This is a genomic window from Brevundimonas sp. TSRC1-1, assembly GCF_049898245.1.
GTDB lineage: Bacteria > Pseudomonadota > Alphaproteobacteria > Caulobacterales > Caulobacteraceae > Brevundimonas > Brevundimonas mediterranea_A.
Genome location: NZ_JAFCXI010000001.1, coordinates 1059152 through 1074906, shown reverse-complemented (window position 1 = coordinate 1074906; position 15755 = coordinate 1059152). Strand labels below are relative to the sequence as shown.

Here is a 15755-nt window from a genome sequence, read left to right as displayed (position 1 = left end):
AGGAGACACGAAGCATGAGACATTGGCTCGGAGCCATGGCGTTCGGACTGGCCGCATTTGGTTTGACCTCGGTCGCCAAGGCTGACTGCGTGATCGGGGAACCCGGCGCCACCCGCAGCGTCGCCTTCGGTCCCGACCGGCGTACGGTGCAGATCCATGTTCCGCGCGGCTTCGACCCCGCTCAGCCCGCGCCCCTTGTCTTCGTCCTGCACGGCAGCGGCGGCACAGGCGCGGCGATCCTGAGAGATTCCAAACTGGCCGAGACCGCCGACCGCCACGGCTTCATCGTCGCCGCCCCCGACGCGGGCATCCCGGTCGACCGGGGCTTCGTCTGGAACGTCCCCGGCGTGCCGACCATCACAGGCGACGTGCCGGGTCCACAGGACGCCGACGACGTCGCCTTCCTGGTGGAGACGGTCGAGGAATTGGCTTCACAGGGCTGCGTCGACGACAGCCGGGTCTACGCCACGGGCCTGTCGGGCGGCGGTCGGATGACGTCCTGGCTGGGCTGCGTGGCCGCCGACCGCTTCGCCGCCGTCGCGCCGGTTGTCGGCCTGCGCGCCGGCAATCCGCGCAAGGCCGCGCCTGAGCGGCCCGATCCCGCCACCTGCCGGCCGTCCCGCCCCATGCCGGTCATCGCCTTCGCCGGCGACGCCGACACCACCAATCCGATCCAGGGCGGCGGCGCCCCCTACTGGAGCTATACGATGCACGCGGCCGAGCAGCGCTGGGCCCAGTTGAACGGCTGCGCCACGACGCGCCCGACGCTCTGGGTCTCGGCCTCTGTTTATGAGGAGGGCTACGCCGACTGCCGCGACGGCGCCGAGGTCGTCGGCCGCATCACCCGCGACGGCGGCCACAGTTGGGTCGCCGACAACGAAGCGATGTGGGCCTTCTTCGCCGCCCGATCACGCCCGCAGAACTGATACAGACCAAGCCTGAGCGCCGCCCACGGGCCTCAAGCAGCGCGAAGCGCGATAGGCCCCAAAAGAAATGGCCCGGCGGTTTCCCGCCGGGCCTTTCCGATATTCAGCAAATGCCGAAAGTCAGATCTTACTTGATCTGGACCTTCGCGCCGGCTTCCGTCAGCTTCTTGGCGACTTCGTCGGCGGCTTGCTTGGAGACGTTCTCGACGACGTTCTGCGGAGCGCCTTCGACCAGGTCCTTGGCTTCCTTCAGACCCAGGTCCGAACGCACGCCACGGACTTCCTTGATCACGTTGATCTTCTTGTCGCCACCGTCGATCAGGACGACGGTGAACTCGGTTTGCTCTTCGGCGGCTTCAGCCGGAGCAGCGCCACCACCGGCCGGCATGGCCATGGCGACGGGAGCAGCGGCGCTGACGCCCCACTTTTCTTCAAGCAGCTTCGACAGTTCAGCAGCTTCGAGAACGGTCAGAGCGGACAGGTCTTCGACGATCTTGGCGAGGTCAGCCATTGTCAGTTTTCCTTCGGAGGATTGGGATTAGGGAGTGATGCAGAGATGAAAGGCTGGGCCGCTTACGCGGCTTCCTTGGTGGCGTAGGCGTTGAACACGCGAGCCAGCTGACCGGCGGGTGCTTGCAGCACGCCGGCGATCTTGGTCGCGGGCGCATTGAGCAGGCCGATGAGTTGGCTGCGGACCTCGTCGAGGGTCGGGAGCTTGGAAAGAACTTCCACGCCCTTCACGTCGACGACGGTTTCGCCCATGAAGCCGCCGATGATCTTGAAACGATCATTGGCCTTGGCGAACTCGGTGGCGACCTTGGCGGCCGTACCGGGGTTCTCGGCGTACGCGATGCCCACGGGACCCTTGAACAGGCCGTGGTAGTCGCTGCCTTCTTCGGCTTCGAGCGCCTTCAGCGCCAGGCGGTTCTTGACCACCTTGAACGCGCCGCCTTCTTTACGAAGACGGCCGCGCAGATCTTCCATTTCCGCAACGGTCAGACCCAGGTTGTGGGTCACGACCACGGAGCCGGCGTCGGCGAACACGCCCTTGAGCGTCTCGATCGACTCGGCCTTTTGTGCGCGGTCCATTGCGGTCTCCAGTCTTGGCATTCGCCGCCGGGCTTATTCCCGACGACGGATTGGCCAAAGCGCCGCGCATCGCTGCGAAGCGTTCAGGCCGGTCGTATTGTCCGAAGGATGCGTCTGACGGCGTCCGTCCCGGAATGCGGGCTGACAGCGCTAGGTCGCGTCCCCATCTCCCCACGGCGTCAGAGGGCTCTCTGACAGTTATGGCCTGGGTGACCCCCACGCCCCGAAGTTCTCGGACAGGACCGTCAAAGGATTGAACCTCTGACGGGAAGCGGCGCTCATACAGGGCCCCCGACAGGAAATCAAGGAGCCGAACGCATGGCCTATGAACTCTATTACTGGCCCACCATCCAGGGGCGAGGCGAGTTCGTCCGCCTGGCGCTCGAAGCCGCCGGCGCGGACTATGTCGATGTCTCGCGCCAGGACAATGGAAAGGCGATGATGACGCTGATGGAGACCGCAGCCACGCCCTCCTTCGCCCCGCCCTTCCTGCGCCTGGGGGATCGCACCGTCGGTCAGGTGGCCGCCATCCTGGCCTGGCTGGGTCCGCAACTGGGGCTCAGCCCGAACGGCGACAGCGACCGCGCCTGGCTGAACCAGATCCAGCTGACCCTGGCGGACCTGGTGGCCGAGGCGCACGATACCCATCACCCGGTCGATCTGATGGCCTACTACGACGACCAGAAATCCGAGGCCGCCCGCCGGTCGAAGGTCTTCCGGGAGCAGCGGATCGGGAAATTCCTGCGCTGGACCGAACAGGTCCTCATAGCCAATCCCTCCGGCCCGGATTGGCTGGTCGGCCACCACCTCACCTATGCCGATCTGTCTCTGTTCCAGGTGGTGGAGGGCTTGCGCTATGCCTTCCCCAAGGCGACCGAAGCCGTGCTCAGAACCACGCCGCATATTGTCGCCGTCAGCGACAGGGTCGCCGCTCTGCCCGGTGTCAGCACCTATCTAAAGAGCGACCGCCGCATCCCGTTCAACGAGAACGGCATATTTCGTCGCTATCCCGAACTGGACGGCTGAGGCTTACCGGCGCCCGGACTTGCGCCCTGTTTGGCCACCCGTCTCGCAGTCGAATTGGGCGCAATATTTGGTCATCAACTCTTCGATGAAGGCCGTCAGATGTTCCATAGTGATCTCGTTCATCACCGCGCTTAGCTGAAGCGTCTTCGTCGCGACCTGGCGGCCTACGGGACTGTCATAGAAGGCGATCTGGGCCTCGAGTTCTTCCACTGTGAACGTCGACGCGTAGTGGGGGACCATGTCCGCCATCATGTCATCGACCATGGCGGTCAGCATGCGCGGCGCGTTACTCCGCAGCCAAGCCGCCTCTTCGGCGCCCTGCCCCTCCGTGTCCGCCTTGGCCAGTTGGTCCGCGATCATCGCCTCCATGACCTTGGTGAAGTTCGGCCCGGCTGAGAGTCGAATTACCCGCTCCGCCAACGCCGTCCGCTGAGCCAGGCCGCGATCCTGCGCTGCGACAGGTCCGACCGCGAACAGGCCAAACAGAGCCGCGACCGTCAAAAGCCCAATGATACGCATATCGTCCCCCTCGCCCTTCTTATCCGAGCACGGCGTGCAGGTGGCCAGAGGGAATCGCCTTTCGGTTGCTCAATCGCTCGGTGGCGTGGCGGCGAAGTCGCGGATCAGCAGGGCGAGGTCGGCTTCGTGAACGCTGTCCGCCGCCGCCTCAGGCGTCATCCAGCGCCGATCGCGCTGGTGCGCCTCGGGCCAATCGCCCAGTTGCAGCACCACCTCCATCGGATAGACGGCGACGACATGGCGTCTCAGATCACCGCTGCGAACGATCTTGGCATAGCGGAAATGACCGATGGTCGCGTCGCCTATGGGACCACGAACGCCCGCCTCCTCCAGCGCTTCCTGGGCAGCCGCTTCGGCGTCGGTCTTTCCGGCCATACGACCGCCCTTGGGAATGACCCAGCGCCGCGTTTCGCGCGATGTGATCATCAGGATTTCCAGACCCGCCTCACCGAGTCGCCACGGCAGGGCGGCGACCTGACGCGTTTCCGACCGGCCTGTGCGTTTCGCGGCTTTGGCCATTCTCTATCCCCGTCCGGCGCGGCTTGCAAAACGCGGTTTACGTCGCTCCGTCAACCGCTCCGCGTCCGGAAAGTTCAGCCGAGCCGCCTTTCATCATAGGCGGCCTGAGCCTTGCTGACCTCGGCCATATTGTCCTCGGCCCAATCGATCATGGCCTGGAGCGCATCGACCAGTGTGCCGCCCAGCGGCGTCAGGGCGTAGGAGACAGAGACCGGCACGGTCGGCGTCACCGTGCGGGTGACCAGTCCGTCCCGCTCAAGCTGGCGGACAGTCTGGCTCAGCATCTTCTGCGAAACGCCCTCGACACGCCGACGCAAGGCGTTGAACCGCATCGGTTCGTCCCGCAGCAGCGTCAGAACCAGCGTCGTCCACTTGTCGGCGACTCGGTCCAGCAGCTGCCGCGTCGGGCAGGCGGCGGAATAGACGTCAGGCGGACGGGTTTCCGTCAGGTGACCAGATGAGAGCAAAGTGCCTTCTTGTGACATGCTGCACTTTATAACACCTGGTATCCGTTGGATACCACAGGAGATCATCCATGAAAGTCGCAGTCCTCGGCGCCAGCGGTCGCGCCGGCTCGGAAATCACCAAAGAACTGGCCGCGCGCGGTCATGCCGTCGTCGCCGTCGCGCGCAAGCCCGAGGCCATCCCTGCCCTGTCCGGCGTCACCCCGGTCGCGGGCGACGCCTCCGACTCCGCCGCCCTGGCGGAGATCATCAAGGGCTCAGACGCAGTGATCAGCGCCCTGCATCATGACGTCACGGCCGAAACCCTGCTGTCCGCCTTGAAGGCCGCCGGCGTGCCCCGACTGCTGGTCACGGGCGGCGCAGGCAGTCTGGAGGTCGCGCCGGGCGTGCGTCTGATCGACACCCCGGACTTCCCCGAGGCGTTCAAGCCCTACGCCCTGCCCGGCGTCGCCTTCCTGGACGATCTGCGCGGCGAGACCCAGATCGATTGGACCTTCTTCTCTCCGCCTGCCCTGATCGAGGAGGGGCCGCGTCTGGGGGCCTTCCGAACGGGCGGGGACCAGTTGATCACCGACGACAAGGGCGAGAGCAAGATCAGCTTCGCGGATTACGCCATCGCCATGGTGGACGAACTGGAACAGCACAAACACAGCCGCGCCCGGTTCACCGCCGCCTACTGACGCGACAGACACCGATCAAGAAAAAGGCCCCGGAGATCGCTCTCCGGGGCCTTCATCATTCTGGAACGTCGAGCGCTTAGGCGCCCAGCGAGGCCGGATCGACCTTGAAGCCCGGGCCCATCGTCGAAGACAGGCTGATGCGCTTCACATAGGTGCCCTTGGCGCCGGCCGGCTTGGAACGCACCAGGGCGTCCACGATGGCCTTCACGTTGGCTTCCAGGGCGTCCTGGGTGAACGAGACCTTGCCGATGCCGGCGTGGACGATGCCCGCCTTCTCGACGCGGAACTCGACGGCGCCGCCCTTGGCGTCCTTGACGGCCTGGGCGACGTTCGGGGTCACGGTGCCGACCTTCGGGTTCGGCATCAGGCCGCGCGGGCCCAGCACCTTACCCAGACGGCCGACCAGGGCCATCATGTCCGGCGACGCGATCACGCGGTCGAACTCCATGAAGCCGCCGGCGATCTTTTCGTACAGATCTTCGGCGCCGACGTGTTCAGCGCCGGCTGCGGTGGCTTCGGCGGCCTTGGCGTCCTTGGCGAAGACGGCGACGCGAACGTCACGGCCCGTACCCGACGGCAGGTTCACAACGCCACGGACCTGTTGGTCGGCGTGACGCGGATCGACGCCCAAGTTGACGGCGATCTCAAGGGATTCGTCGAACTTCGACTTGGCGTTTTCCTTGGCCAGCTTGATGGCGTCGGTGAACGGCAGCAGGTCTTGGGTGACGCCGGTGCGGGCCTTTTGAGCCTTGGTTTGCTTGGCCATGGTTTAGCCCTCCACCACTTCGAGGCCCATCGCGCGGGCGGAGCCTTCGATGATCTTGGCCGCCGCGTCGAGGTCGTTGGCGTTAAGATCCTTCATCTTCTTTTCGGCGATCTCGCGCAGTTGCGCCTGCGTGATCTTGCCGGCGACTTCACGGCCGACCAGCTTCGAACCCGACTTCAGGCCCGTGGCCTGCTTCAGGTACCAGGTCGCCGGCGGCGTCTTGGTGATGAAGGTGAACGACTTGTCCTGATAGACGGTGATGACGGTCGGAAGCGGGGTGCCCTTGGCTTCCTTCTCGGTCCGCGCGTTGAACTCCTTGCAGAAGCCCATGATGTTCACGCCGCGTTGACCCAGAGCCGGGCCGATCGGGGGCGAGGGCGTGGCCGAACCGGCCGGCACTTGCAGCTTGATATAGCCGAGAATCTTCTTGGCCATTGGTCTCTCCTATGAATGACCCGACGACTTAACGGCGGGCCGGTGAGCCGTGGTGCGGCATGGCTGCCTCCCACGGATTTGACGCTCCACGAGCCGAGGCCTGTCGAGCGAAGGCGCGCGTGTAACAGAGGGGGGACGGAAAGGCAAACGGGCGGCGTCACCTCCCCGTCGGCGAAGGCCAATGGGGAGGACAGGCGCCTCCGCGCATGGGGAGGCGAAACGAAAAAAGCCGCGCCCTTTCGGACGCGGCTTCAAATCTCGACAGGCGCCTGAGCGTCAGCCGGCGACCTTCTCCACCTGAGCGTATTCCAGCTCGACCGGCGTGGCGCGGCCGAAGATGGACACGGCGACGCGCAGGCGGGCCTGTTCCTCGTCCACGCTCTCGACCGAACCGTCGAAGCTGGCGAACGGGCCGTCGATGACCTTGACCTTCTCGCCGATGTCGAAGCGGATGGTGGGCTTCGGACGTTCGACGCCCTCTTCCACCTGGCCGATGATGTTCTGAACTTCACGTTCCGAGACCGGCAGGGGCTTGGTGCCGCCGGCGGCGCCCAGGAAGCCCGTGACCTTCGGCGTGTTCTTGACCAGGTGATAGGCTTGGTCGGTCATTTCCATCTTCACCAGCACATAGCCGGGGAAGAATTTGCGTTCCGAGTTCACCTTGCGCCCACGACGGATCTCGACGACGTCCTCGGTCGGAACCAGGATTTCGGAGAAGGCGTCTTCCAGGCCCTGCTGCTTGGCCTGATCACGCACCTGTTCGGCGACCTTCTTTTCGAAGTTCGAATAGGCGTTGACGATATACCACTTGTGGCGGGGATTGGCGGGCTTTGCGGGCGCTGCATCGGTCATGGGCGCGTCTTTCTCAGGATCCGAGAGCGATGATGTAGCGGAAGGCGAAACCGAGACCGGTGTCGACCACCCAGAAGAAGATCGCGGCGATGACCACCATGATGAAGACCATCACCGAGGTAATCCAGGTCTCCTTGCGGCTGGGCCACACGATCTTGCGGCCCTCCGCCATGACCTGCTTGTAGAAGTCGCTGGGGCTGGTGCGCGGCTTCTTGGGCGCGGGCGCATCGATGGTGATGGCGGCGGCGGCCGCAGCAGTCTGGGGCTTTGCGCCCGCCTGGGGCCGCTTGCCGGGAGATTTGGCCTTGGCCATCAGTTGCTCTTCACACAATTGTTCCTGTCGCCCCAGATGGGAAGTCCCATCCGGAAGCGACAGGGGGGATTGGCAGGAGTTGGGGGACTCGAACCCACGACCCCCGGTTTTGGAGACCGGTGCTCTACCAGCTGAGCTAAACTCCTAGACAATCGCGCGAACCCTCGGGTCCGTGCGTTCGCCAGAGGGGGGCGTATGCCCGACACCGCCCCGCATTTCAAGGGCGATGTGACACTTGTGACTAGTCTTCCAGATGCGCCGCAATGGCGGCCCGCTCGTCCTGGGCCTGGATCAGTTCCTTGAAGATCAGCTTGTCGATGCGGCGGTCGTCCATATCGACGACCTCGACCTCGAATCGGCCGACCTGCACCACCTCGCCCTCATCCGGCACGCGCGACAGCTGGTGCAGAATCAGGCCGGCGACCGTGTGGAAGCCGTCGTGTTCGCCGAAGTCCTCGCCCAGGGTGTCAGCCAGATCGTCCAGGTCCGTCTGGCCGTCGACCAGCCAGCTGCCGTCAGCACGCTGATGGATCCAGGCCTGTTCCTCGTCGTGACCCTCGTTGAAGTCGCCGGCGATCATTTCCAGGATGTCGGTCGCCGTGACAACGCCTTCGAAGGCGCCGAACTCATCGACAATGAAGGCCATGTGGACCTTGGACCCTTTCAGGATCTCAAGCGCCTTCAGCACCGAGGTCGACTGGGGGATGAAGGCCGGTTCGGCCACCAGGGGTTCGATGTCGAACCGTCCGTCGGTCAGCAAGGCGTCCAGCAGGTCCTTCTTGTGGACCACGCCCAGTGGATTATCGACGTCGCTCTCGCGCGCCACCACGATGCGCGAATACGGACAGGTGCGGATTTCCTCGCGCAGCACCGATTCGGGATCGTCCAGGGCGATCCAGAAGACGTCGTGGCGCGGCGTCATGGCCACCCGGACCGGGCGGTCGCCCAGACGCAGGATTTCCTCGATCATCACCTGTTCTTCGGGCTCGATCAGACCGGCCGAGGTCCCTTCAGCCAGGATGGTCGCGACCTCTTCCTGGGTGACGTCCGAGCCATCGCGATCCTTGACGCCGAGAAGTTTAAGGATGCCCGAGGTCGAGGCCGTCAGCAGCAGCACGAAGGGTTTCAGCACGATCGCGAGGGTCGAGATCGGCGGCGCCATCTTGGCCGCGATGGTCTCGGGGAAGATCAGGGCCAGACGCTTGGGCACCAGTTCGCCGACGATCAGCGAGATATAGGTGATGCAGACCACGACCAGGGCCGTGGAGAAGATTTCGGTATAGGCGGCCAGCGCCGGGAAACTGGTCTCGAGGATCCGGTCCAATTCGCCTGCGATGGTCGCCTGGCCGTAGGCGCCGGCCAGAATGCCGATCAGGGTGATGCCGACCTGGACCGCCGACAGGAACTGGGTCGGCTCCTCGGCCAGTTTCAGCGCCTTGCGCGCCCCGCGATCCCCCTTCTCCGCCCGGCTTTGAAGCTTGGATCTCCGGGAGGAAACGACCGCCAGCTCGGTCATGGCGAACAGGCCGTTGAGCACCACCAGGAGCAGAACGACGACAATAGCGATGAGTAACATCTAGGGGTTTTTGGAGACCAACGCGGCGCAACAGACGGCGTCCGCGCAAAGACACTAGAGCACGGCGGCGCTTTGCGCCACGCTTTCCTTGCGTGTCAGCCCGCCCGGCCGGCCTCGACCGAGCCATAGGCGCCGGAAACCGGGCGTCCGTTCGCGTCATATTGCGACGCGCAGGCGCACAGGCCGAGCACGGTGCCGATGAACAGTCCGATATGAATTGCGCGTCGCATCGTGGTTGCCAATCGCTTAACGTCGACGACGGACATAAACGATCACTTAACTTTCCGGCAAGCCGGCGCCCCGCTCAGGGGAAAACCGCACCCTGACTTTCTTCCCCTTCCCCGTGCCGGACGTCTAAGAGAAAGCCATGCAGACCCTGGACCACCTCGACGCCTTGCCTGCGGGCGCCCTGTCGTCGCCTGCGGCCCAGCGCAACGCCGCCTTCATCCTGGACGTGTTGCAGACGCATCTGCCGGCGCGGGGGCGGGTGCTGGAGATTGCGGCCGGATCGGGCGACCACGCCCTGGCCTTCGCCTCGGCCCTGTCCGGTCTGGATTGGACGCCCAGCGATCCCAGCCCCCAGGCGCGCGACAGCCTCACGGCCTGGCGACAGGCCGGCCCGTCGAACCTGCGCCCGCCCCTGTCGGTGGACGCCGCCGATCCGGCGACCTGGCCGCAAGATCGGTTCGACGTCGTCTATTGTGCGAACATGACGCACATCAGCCCCTGGTCGGCGACCGAGGGGCTGATGGATCTGGCCGGTCGCGTCCTGCGACGCCCCGGCGGTCTGCTGGTTCTATATGGCCCCTATCGAGAGGCCGAGGTTCCGCTGGCGGCCTCGAACGCGACCTTCGACGAGAGTCTGAAGGCGCGAAACCCGGCCTGGGGCCTGCGGGACCGCGCCGCGGTAGAGGCTCTGGCCCGGTCGCATGGCCTTGCGGCCACGCGCCGGGCTCCGATGCCGTCGAACAACCTGACCCTGCTGTTCAGAAGCGTCTGATTTCAGAGCGCGCCGATGGCGGCCGACAGCTGGGCGCGCTCGTTCAGCAAGGTCGTCTTGCCGTCCTTGAACAGGGCGCCCTGGGCCTCGACCGTCACGCCGAAGCTTTCGGCCGCAACGGCGACGCCGTCGGCGAAGGCGATGACCAGCAGATCATGGGCGCGGGCCAGGTCGATCAGCGATCGCACGGCGGCCAGGCCGGCCTCATCCTGCGACCCGCCGGGCACGACCAGGCCTTTCAGACGCCCCTCGACGATGTCGGTCGCCGTCGCCGTCGCCAGAACGGTCACGCCGCCGGTGATCAGGCTGGCGTCGCCGGTCGAGATGGGCGCCAGGCCCACGCCTTCAGCCCGCAGCGCCCCTTCGACGTCGCCCAGTTCGCCGAATTCCATGTCACGTCGCATCACCAGTCCCATGCGCAGCCGGGTCGGAACGGGACGGTTGTAACCAGTGCGACGGGGTCCGGCGGAAGATTTGCTTTGAGCGTACAAGACGTCTCCTTCTAGGGTTTCAATAAACATCGAGATTCTGCGACAAAGGCCGCCGAACCATCGACACGAAGAACCAGAAAAACGAAAATCGACGGGTCCGACCATGGTCGTCCCGCACTCTGGATCGTTTGTGGAATGCTGCCTGATATAGTGAAAAATCCGGCAGGATCAACCTTGGACACCCCCGCATGTGCGCAGAGTGATCCTGACGGCCTTGACCCGCTTGCTCGCATCGGCGCCCGGCCCTAGACAGCGGCATTGATTGAGCGACGGAATCCGATGGCCTTCACCCGCACCTATGACGGCGACGAACCCGTCCGCGTAAACAAATGGCTGGGCCAGACCGGCGTCTGTTCGCGCCGCGAAGCCGAGAGCCTGATCGCCGAAGGCCTGGTCTCCATCGACGGCGAGACCATCAGCGACGCCGGCCGCAAGATCGAGCCGGGCCAGACGCTGACGCTGAACGACACGGCCCAGCAAGCCCTGGCCTCGGGCATGACCCTGGTTCTGCACAAGCCGGTCGGCTACGTTTCGGGCCAGCCGGATCCGGGCAAGATTCCCGCCGTGCGCCTGCTGAAGACCCCCAACCGCATCGGCGAGGGCGAGACCCCCGCCCGCGACGCCTCCCTGCCCCCCATCGGCCGGCTGGACGAAGACTCCCGCGGCCTGCTGCTGCTGTCGTCGGACGGCGTCGTGGCCAAGGCGGTGATCGGGCCGGCGTCCGAACTGGACAAGGAATATCTGGTCGTCGTCGACGGCGTTATCACCGAAGCCAAGCTCAGCCGCCTGCGCCACGGCCTGGTGCTGAACGACAAGCCGCTCAAGCCCGCCCGCGTCACCCAGATCGAGCCCCAGCGCCTGCGCTTCGTCCTGACGGAGGGCAAGTATCGCCAGATCCGCCGCATGTGCGAATTGGTCGGGCTTGAGGTCGTCGACCTGTACCGTATCCGCATCGGCCCGCTGGAGATAGGCGACCTGCCCGAAGGTCGCTGGCGTCACCTGACCGATCAGGAACGCGCCGCGCTCATCGCCGCCTCGACGGCTAGTCCAACGTCCTGAACCACCGGTCCAATAGTTCCGCCTCGGCGCGGCGGGCCTGGGTGCGTTCGGCGGCTTCCGCGTCCACGCCCCACTGCTCCTCCTGAAACAGTTCGTCGATCCGCGACAGTTCAAACGCCGCGCCGCCTGCCAGCGCGCCCTGCTCGACGGCCAAGGCCAGCACCGCCGACCCGAGCAGCGGCACGGCGGTCGCAAGGCCCGTCAGGCGGAAATCGTCCATCGCCATCGCGTGCGCCTTCACCCGCGCGATGGCGTCGGGCGACTGGGGCCTATGCACGATGCCCGCGACTGGCTCCAGAGCCACCCCCATCTCGCGGGCCGCCCAATCGCGCCACGGCCCCCATTCACGGCGCTGGCGCTCGACCAGCGGCGTCGGATGTTCGGCCAGATAGCAGACCACGTCCGACCCGGCGTAGGCGGCGATCTCTTCCGCCACCGGCTCACGCGCCTGGCCGATGCGGTCGATGGCGGTTGAGGCCAGCCGGGTCGCGGGCATGGTCGACGGCTCGACGATCTCACCCTGCGCAGCCCATTCCTCGGCGACCAACTGCGCGGCGGCCTCCGTCGGCAGCACCAACGGCGTTTTGGCCGGCGTCTTGGGCGTCCGTCCGTCCAGCAGCACCGCCCAGCCGCCTTCTGCGTGCGGCCCGACCGACACGGCGGTCCAGAAGCGACGCACCGTCTCCTGCGTTTCGCGGAACCCCTTGCGGGCGGCGACCATGGGATCGAGCGGGGGGATATGGCTCATCGAATTCTCTTCACGCCCAGGAAGGGATCGTCCTCAGCCTCGTCCTCGGAAAAGCCGAAGTGGGCGAAGCCGGCTTTCATTTCGGGGCTCAGGGGCGCCGTGACCTTCAGCAGGCCGCCGCGCGGGTGATCCAGCTCGATGCTGCGGGCGTGGAGTTGCAGCTTCAGCGGGCCGGACAACTCCCTGGATTTCTCATCCCCGTATTTGGGATCGCCCAGGATCGGGTGGCCGATCCCGGCCATATGGGCGCGCAGTTGGTGGGTCCGGCCGGTGAAGGGCCGCAGGGCCATCCATGAGGCGCGGTGCGAGGCGCGGGAAATCGTGCTGAAGGCCGTCTCGGCCGGCTCGGCCTTGGGGTCCTTGCGCTCGGCCGGGCGCATCATCTCGAAGTCGTTGATGCCGGTCTTCTTCAACGGCATGTCGATCTGGCCCGAATAGGGTTTTGGATTGCCGATGACGATGGCCCAGTAGGTCTTCTTGGCCTGACGACGAGCGAAGGCGCCGGCCAGACGCTTGGCCGCCTCCGGCCCCTTGCCCAACAGGAGGACGCCCGAGGTGTCGCGGTCCAGGCGGTGGACCAGGCGCGGACGATCCATCCCCTCCCCCCAGGCCGACAGTAGGCGGTCGACGTGGCGGCTGGTCTTGGTGCCGCCCTGAACCGCCAGGCCGTGCGGCTTGTTGATGGCGATGACCATGTCGTCCTCATAGAGGACCAGCGACTTGGCGAAGGCGATGTCGCGTTCCGACAGGGTGTGCAGATCCCCGGCCTGACGCGAGGTGTCGTCCGGGATCGGCGGCACGCGCACGGCGGCGCCGGCGGTCAGGCGGCCTTCCGGCTTGATGCGGGCGCCGTCCACGCGGATCTGGCCGCTGCGGGCCATCTTCTGCACCTGGATGTTCGACAGATGCGGCCAACGGCGCCGGAACCAGCGGTCCAGGCGGATGCCGTCCTCGTCCTCGGCCACATAGATGGTCAGGACTTCGCGCTTGGGCGCGTCCTCGATGGGCGGCTGGTCGGTCAAATGGCGGCTCCGAAGGCGCGGCGGGCGACCACCATGCCGATAAACAAGGCGACGACGGCCAGGACCACCGAACCGACGATATAGGCCGCAGCCAATCCGTAGTCGCGACGTTCCAGCATCAGCGCCGCCTCAAGCGAATAGGTCGAGAAGGTGGTGAACCCGCCCAGCACGCCGACGGCGGCGAACAGGCGGATCGTCTCCTGGTGCGCGTCGCCCCTGAAGGCCAGCCAGCCGACCAGCAGCCCCATAGCCAGACCGCCCAGCACATTGGCCGTAAAGGTCGCCAGCGGCCAGCCGGCGCCGGGCGTCAGCCGGGACATCAAGAGGACGAGGCCATAGCGCGCCATCGAACCGAGCGCGCCCCCGGCGGCGACGAGAAGAAACCGTGTCATGATCCGGCGCTATATACGCCGCCTTGGCCGAAAGCGAAGCATCCTGCGCGTTCGTGGCCGTCTGACTGAAACTTCACTTGCCCTGCGACAGGGTTAACGGCGATATCCGAGACGAACCGTCAGCGGGTTGGGGGAAACCACGTCATGTCGCAGGAAGACAGCCAGAACCCGGTGATCGCGCCGACCATGACGTCGCCGCCGCCCTCCCCGGAACCCGAACCGCAGTCGGTCGAACAGCCGCACGATCTGGCCCCCGCCGATGCGCCCGAGACGGCGCGCGCCGCGCCGCCGAACCCGACGCCTACCGACACCCCGGCCGTGTCCGACGAAGGCGTGCTGCGCCCCATTCAGGAGAGCGACTATTTCACCCTGGACGACGCCTCGATCGCCAAGATATCGGGGAATATCGACCTCTATTTCAACCAGCCGCTCGATATCTTTCCCTTCTGGGAGAACGAGAAGAAGCCGGACCGTTTCCACGTCCTGTTCGCGCGCCAGATCGAGGAACGGTTCCCGGCGGACCGCGACATCCGCGGTCGGGTTCACGCCTATGGCCGACGCATCTTCCGCGCCCTGTGCGTCCATGTCGGCGTCAAGCGGCTGACCCAGGTGCTGGCCCTGATCGCCTTCGCCGTCCTGGCCGAAATGGGACCGACCCTGTTCGCGGACTGGGCCGGCGGGCAACCGGCCGGTCTGGGCCTGGGCCTCCTGGCCATGCTCGTCACGGGCGGGATCTTCTTCGGCGTCTCGACCATACTGTTCATCCAGTACCGGTTCCGGCTGGAGAACGACTCCTACGAGCTGTCGCGCGAGATCGTGCAGCGGACGCGGGAGTTGCAGAACCTGTTCACCAACGCCCGCGCCCTGTCGGACCAGGCCGAGACCACCTACCAGATGGACGGCAAGGCCTGGGGTCAGCGCGCCCTCTATCTGACCCGGCTGGTCATGTGGATCGGGGCGCGGATGGAGTATCTGGAGAAGTTCATCCAGATGGAGCTGTGGCGCGTGCGGCGGGAACGCTACTGGATGCGCTGGTTCGGGCGGATCACCACGCCCGCCGTGCTGGTGATCTGGCTAGTCTTCTTCATCTTCTTCCCCGCCCCGGCGGCCAACGAGATCGGCTTCCGCATCCTTCAGATCATCGCCGTCCTGCTGGCATGCGGCGTGACCTGGTTGTCCTATTTCCGCTGGCAGACGCCTGCCCAAGCGATCCAGGACAAGCTGGGGGCCGAGGGCTGGGTCCGCTACGCGTCGCTGGACGTGGACAACACCGTCGGCGACCAGGTGCGACGCGACAAGGAACGGCTGGTCGAATACCGTGCCCTGACGCGAGGGCGCTGATCAGCGCGGGATGGAGGCCTGGACCGATCGGGCGTCATAGGCGTTCGGACGGTCGGGCTTTGGACCCCGCCCCATGATGATCTCCAGCGAGGTCGAGGTCGGGCTGGGGCCGCTGAAGTTCAGGCCCAACCCCACGCCGACGCCCGAGGCCGAATAGCCGCCGTATCGGCTGGATCCGCCGCCGATGGAGACGCTGGGCCGCACGCCGCCCGCGCCGCCGGGACGGCCGTCGGTCCAGCTCTGGGTCACTTCGAACCAGTCATAGCCCTGGTCCGTGGTCAGATCGGCGGCCCGCACCAGCGCATAGTCGGCGACCGCGCCCGGCGCCCCGACGCCGTTGTAGGTGACACGGTAACGGTTGGATTCGATCCTCTGCTCCGAATAGCCCTGCCCGCCCGGCGCGCGCTGGGCGCCGTAGGGGGCCAGGCTGGCGCAGGCGGCCAGGGCCAGGGTCGAGGCGGCGAGGCTGAGAATGGCGAGGCGCTTCATGGCGTTGTCTCCCTTTGACGGAGATAGCGTTGCTTGAGCCGGAGCGTT

At 65.9% G+C, this 15755-nt stretch carries 22 protein-coding genes and 1 tRNA gene; 6 read left to right on the top strand and 17 right to left on the bottom strand.

All coding sequences use genetic code 11. The features are described from left to right. The first annotated feature begins 14 nt into the window (after positions 1-14). Entirely contained in the window at positions 15-926 is a 912-nt protein-coding gene (locus ACP7CK_RS05405; protein WP_426025346.1) for an alpha/beta hydrolase family esterase, read from the top strand. Between the two features lie 127 nt (positions 927-1053). Here the strand turns inward: ACP7CK_RS05405 and rplL are convergent, their stop codons facing one another. Together rplL and rplJ are read right to left on the bottom strand one after the other, a co-directional pair. Continuing rightward, complete coding sequence (rplL, locus tag ACP7CK_RS05400; RefSeq protein ID WP_008259470.1) at positions 1054-1437, bottom strand: 50S ribosomal protein L7/L12; 384 nt, start codon at positions 1435-1437, stop codon at positions 1054-1056. A gap of 62 nt (positions 1438-1499) precedes the next feature. Further along, a complete protein-coding gene (gene rplJ / locus ACP7CK_RS05395) occupies positions 1500-2015 on the bottom strand; it encodes a 50S ribosomal protein L10 (RefSeq protein WP_008264370.1) in 516 nt (171 codons plus the stop codon). Between the two features lie 318 nt (positions 2016-2333). Here rplJ and ACP7CK_RS05390 point away from each other — a divergent pair, with 318 nt between their 5' ends. Further along, the gene (locus ACP7CK_RS05390) at positions 2334-3041 is read left to right on the top strand and encodes a glutathione S-transferase (RefSeq protein WP_426025345.1); all 708 of its coding nucleotides are present in this window, start codon (positions 2334-2336) and stop codon (positions 3039-3041) included. Positions 3042-3044: 3 nt separating this feature from the next. Here ACP7CK_RS05390 and ACP7CK_RS05385 read toward each other — a convergent pair whose 3' ends face one another. The 3 genes from ACP7CK_RS05385 to ACP7CK_RS05375 all read right to left on the bottom strand — a co-directional run bounded on the left by ACP7CK_RS05385 (position 3045) and on the right by ACP7CK_RS05375 (position 4546). Further along, positions 3045-3560 (bottom strand): DUF2059 domain-containing protein, encoded by a 516-nt coding sequence (locus tag ACP7CK_RS05385; protein ID WP_426025344.1) that lies wholly within the window; start codon positions 3558-3560, stop codon positions 3045-3047. Positions 3561-3629: 69 nt separating this feature from the next. Then, positions 3630-4079 carry an NUDIX hydrolase gene (locus tag ACP7CK_RS05380; protein WP_035308150.1) on the bottom strand — a complete coding sequence of 150 codons (450 nt, stop codon included), beginning with the start codon at positions 4077-4079 and terminating at the stop codon, positions 3630-3632. 74 nt (positions 4080-4153) lie between these two features. Beyond that, complete coding sequence (locus ACP7CK_RS05375; RefSeq protein ID WP_426025343.1) at positions 4154-4546, bottom strand: winged helix-turn-helix transcriptional regulator; 393 nt, start codon at positions 4544-4546, stop codon at positions 4154-4156. Between the two features lie 68 nt (positions 4547-4614). Here ACP7CK_RS05375 and ACP7CK_RS05370 point away from each other — a divergent pair, with 68 nt between their 5' ends. Beyond that, a complete protein-coding gene (locus ACP7CK_RS05370; RefSeq protein WP_372704583.1) occupies positions 4615-5223 on the top strand; it encodes an NAD(P)-dependent oxidoreductase in 609 nt (202 codons plus the stop codon). A 76-nt stretch (positions 5224-5299) separates the two neighbouring features. Here the strand turns inward: ACP7CK_RS05370 and rplA are convergent, their stop codons facing one another. The 7 genes from rplA to ACP7CK_RS05335 all read right to left on the bottom strand — a co-directional run bounded on the left by rplA (position 5300) and on the right by ACP7CK_RS05335 (position 9431). Next, positions 5300-5989 carry a 50S ribosomal protein L1 gene (rplA, locus tag ACP7CK_RS05365; protein WP_008260414.1) on the bottom strand — a complete coding sequence of 230 codons (690 nt, stop codon included), beginning with the start codon at positions 5987-5989 and terminating at the stop codon, positions 5300-5302. A gap of 3 nt (positions 5990-5992) precedes the next feature. After that, positions 5993-6424 carry a 50S ribosomal protein L11 gene (rplK, locus tag ACP7CK_RS05360; protein WP_008259841.1) on the bottom strand — a complete coding sequence of 144 codons (432 nt, stop codon included), beginning with the start codon at positions 6422-6424 and terminating at the stop codon, positions 5993-5995. A 276-nt stretch (positions 6425-6700) separates the two neighbouring features. After that, complete coding sequence (gene nusG, locus ACP7CK_RS05355; RefSeq protein ID WP_008264196.1) at positions 6701-7276, bottom strand: transcription termination/antitermination protein NusG; 576 nt, start codon at positions 7274-7276, stop codon at positions 6701-6703. A 13-nt stretch (positions 7277-7289) separates the two neighbouring features. Beyond that, entirely contained in the window at positions 7290-7589 is a 300-nt protein-coding gene (gene secE / locus ACP7CK_RS05350; protein ID WP_008264085.1) for a preprotein translocase subunit SecE, read from the bottom strand. A gap of 70 nt (positions 7590-7659) precedes the next feature. Continuing rightward, positions 7660-7735: transfer RNA gene (locus tag ACP7CK_RS05345), tRNA-Trp, on the bottom strand. Positions 7736-7830: 95 nt separating this feature from the next. Beyond that, positions 7831-9165, bottom strand: coding sequence for a hemolysin family protein (locus ACP7CK_RS05340; protein WP_196066388.1), 1335 nt, complete (start codon positions 9163-9165; stop codon positions 7831-7833). 95 nt (positions 9166-9260) lie between these two features. Further along, positions 9261-9431 (bottom strand): hypothetical protein, encoded by a 171-nt coding sequence (locus ACP7CK_RS05335; protein WP_426025342.1) that lies wholly within the window; start codon positions 9429-9431, stop codon positions 9261-9263. A gap of 101 nt (positions 9432-9532) precedes the next feature. Between ACP7CK_RS05335 and ACP7CK_RS05330 the strand changes: the two genes are divergently transcribed. Then, complete coding sequence (locus ACP7CK_RS05330) at positions 9533-10165, top strand: DUF938 domain-containing protein (protein WP_426025341.1); 633 nt, start codon at positions 9533-9535, stop codon at positions 10163-10165. 2 nt (positions 10166-10167) lie between these two features. Here the strand turns inward: ACP7CK_RS05330 and ACP7CK_RS05325 are convergent, their stop codons facing one another. Further along, positions 10168-10569, bottom strand: coding sequence for a hypothetical protein (locus ACP7CK_RS05325; RefSeq protein WP_035308171.1), 402 nt, complete (start codon positions 10567-10569; stop codon positions 10168-10170). Positions 10570-10935: 366 nt separating this feature from the next. On the opposite strand from ACP7CK_RS05325, the gene ACP7CK_RS05320 reads away from it, so the two are divergent. Then, the gene (locus tag ACP7CK_RS05320) at positions 10936-11715 is read left to right on the top strand and encodes a pseudouridine synthase (RefSeq protein WP_426025340.1); all 780 of its coding nucleotides are present in this window, start codon (positions 10936-10938) and stop codon (positions 11713-11715) included. Here ACP7CK_RS05320 and ACP7CK_RS05315 read toward each other — a convergent pair. From ACP7CK_RS05315 to crcB, 3 genes are read right to left on the bottom strand one after another with little or no spacing between them, the layout of a single operon-like run. Continuing rightward, complete coding sequence (locus ACP7CK_RS05315) at positions 11699-12463, bottom strand: ATP12 family chaperone protein (protein ID WP_426025339.1); 765 nt, start codon at positions 12461-12463, stop codon at positions 11699-11701. The genes ACP7CK_RS05320 and ACP7CK_RS05315 overlap by 17 nt on opposite strands. Further along, the gene (locus tag ACP7CK_RS05310; RefSeq protein WP_154726448.1) at positions 12460-13485 is read right to left on the bottom strand and encodes an RluA family pseudouridine synthase; all 1026 of its coding nucleotides are present in this window, start codon (positions 13483-13485) and stop codon (positions 12460-12462) included. The genes ACP7CK_RS05315 and ACP7CK_RS05310 overlap by 4 nt, the downstream gene beginning before the upstream one ends. Next, positions 13482-13877, bottom strand: a complete 396-nt coding sequence (gene crcB / locus ACP7CK_RS05305) for a fluoride efflux transporter CrcB (RefSeq protein ID WP_008263747.1) — start codon at positions 13875-13877, stop codon at positions 13482-13484. The genes ACP7CK_RS05310 and crcB overlap by 4 nt, the downstream gene beginning before the upstream one ends. Positions 13878-14021: 144 nt before the next feature. Between crcB and ACP7CK_RS05300 the strand changes: the two genes are divergently transcribed. Beyond that, on the top strand, positions 14022-15218 hold the full coding sequence (locus ACP7CK_RS05300; protein WP_426025338.1) for a hypothetical protein: 1197 nt from the start codon (positions 14022-14024) through the stop codon (positions 15216-15218). Here the strand turns inward: ACP7CK_RS05300 and ACP7CK_RS05295 are convergent, their stop codons facing one another. Then, complete coding sequence (locus ACP7CK_RS05295) at positions 15219-15707, bottom strand: CC0125/CC1285 family lipoprotein (protein WP_040349454.1); 489 nt, start codon at positions 15705-15707, stop codon at positions 15219-15221. It abuts the gene before it with no gap. Positions 15708-15755 lie beyond the last annotated feature (48 nt).

Excerpts from the sequence above, each read along its gene's own strand:
- ACP7CK_RS05405 (WP_426025346.1), top strand. The coding sequence starts at position 15 with ATGAGACATTGGCTCGGAGCCATGGCGTTCGGACTGGCCGCATTTGGT.
- rplL (WP_008259470.1), bottom strand. The coding sequence starts at position 1,437 with ATGGCTGACCTCGCCAAGATCGTCGAAGACCTGTCCGCTCTGACCGTT.
- rplJ (WP_008264370.1), bottom strand. The coding sequence starts at position 2,015 with ATGGACCGCGCACAAAAGGCCGAGTCGATCGAGACGCTCAAGGGCGTG.
- ACP7CK_RS05390 (WP_426025345.1), top strand. The coding sequence starts at position 2,334 with ATGGCCTATGAACTCTATTACTGGCCCACCATCCAGGGGCGAGGCGAG.
- ACP7CK_RS05385 (WP_426025344.1), bottom strand. The coding sequence starts at position 3,560 with ATGCGTATCATTGGGCTTTTGACGGTCGCGGCTCTGTTTGGCCTGTTC.
- ACP7CK_RS05380 (WP_035308150.1), bottom strand. The coding sequence starts at position 4,079 with ATGGCCAAAGCCGCGAAACGCACAGGCCGGTCGGAAACGCGTCAGGTC.
- ACP7CK_RS05370 (WP_372704583.1), top strand. The coding sequence starts at position 4,615 with ATGAAAGTCGCAGTCCTCGGCGCCAGCGGTCGCGCCGGCTCGGAAATC.
- rplA (WP_008260414.1), bottom strand. The coding sequence starts at position 5,989 with ATGGCCAAGCAAACCAAGGCTCAAAAGGCCCGCACCGGCGTCACCCAA.
- rplK (WP_008259841.1), bottom strand. The coding sequence starts at position 6,424 with ATGGCCAAGAAGATTCTCGGCTATATCAAGCTGCAAGTGCCGGCCGGT.
- nusG (WP_008264196.1), bottom strand. The coding sequence starts at position 7,276 with ATGACCGATGCAGCGCCCGCAAAGCCCGCCAATCCCCGCCACAAGTGG.
- secE (WP_008264085.1), bottom strand. The coding sequence starts at position 7,589 with ATGGCCAAGGCCAAATCTCCCGGCAAGCGGCCCCAGGCGGGCGCAAAG.
- ACP7CK_RS05340 (WP_196066388.1), bottom strand. The coding sequence starts at position 9,165 with ATGTTACTCATCGCTATTGTCGTCGTTCTGCTCCTGGTGGTGCTCAAC.
- ACP7CK_RS05335 (WP_426025342.1), bottom strand. The coding sequence starts at position 9,431 with ATGTCCGTCGTCGACGTTAAGCGATTGGCAACCACGATGCGACGCGCA.
- ACP7CK_RS05330 (WP_426025341.1), top strand. The coding sequence starts at position 9,533 with ATGCAGACCCTGGACCACCTCGACGCCTTGCCTGCGGGCGCCCTGTCG.
- ACP7CK_RS05325 (WP_035308171.1), bottom strand. The coding sequence starts at position 10,569 with ATGCGACGTGACATGGAATTCGGCGAACTGGGCGACGTCGAAGGGGCG.
- ACP7CK_RS05320 (WP_426025340.1), top strand. The coding sequence starts at position 10,936 with ATGGCCTTCACCCGCACCTATGACGGCGACGAACCCGTCCGCGTAAAC.
- ACP7CK_RS05315 (WP_426025339.1), bottom strand. The coding sequence starts at position 12,463 with ATGAGCCATATCCCCCCGCTCGATCCCATGGTCGCCGCCCGCAAGGGG.
- crcB (WP_008263747.1), bottom strand. The coding sequence starts at position 13,877 with ATGACACGGTTTCTTCTCGTCGCCGCCGGGGGCGCGCTCGGTTCGATG.
- ACP7CK_RS05300 (WP_426025338.1), top strand. The coding sequence starts at position 14,022 with ATGTCGCAGGAAGACAGCCAGAACCCGGTGATCGCGCCGACCATGACG.
- ACP7CK_RS05295 (WP_040349454.1), bottom strand. The coding sequence starts at position 15,707 with ATGAAGCGCCTCGCCATTCTCAGCCTCGCCGCCTCGACCCTGGCCCTG.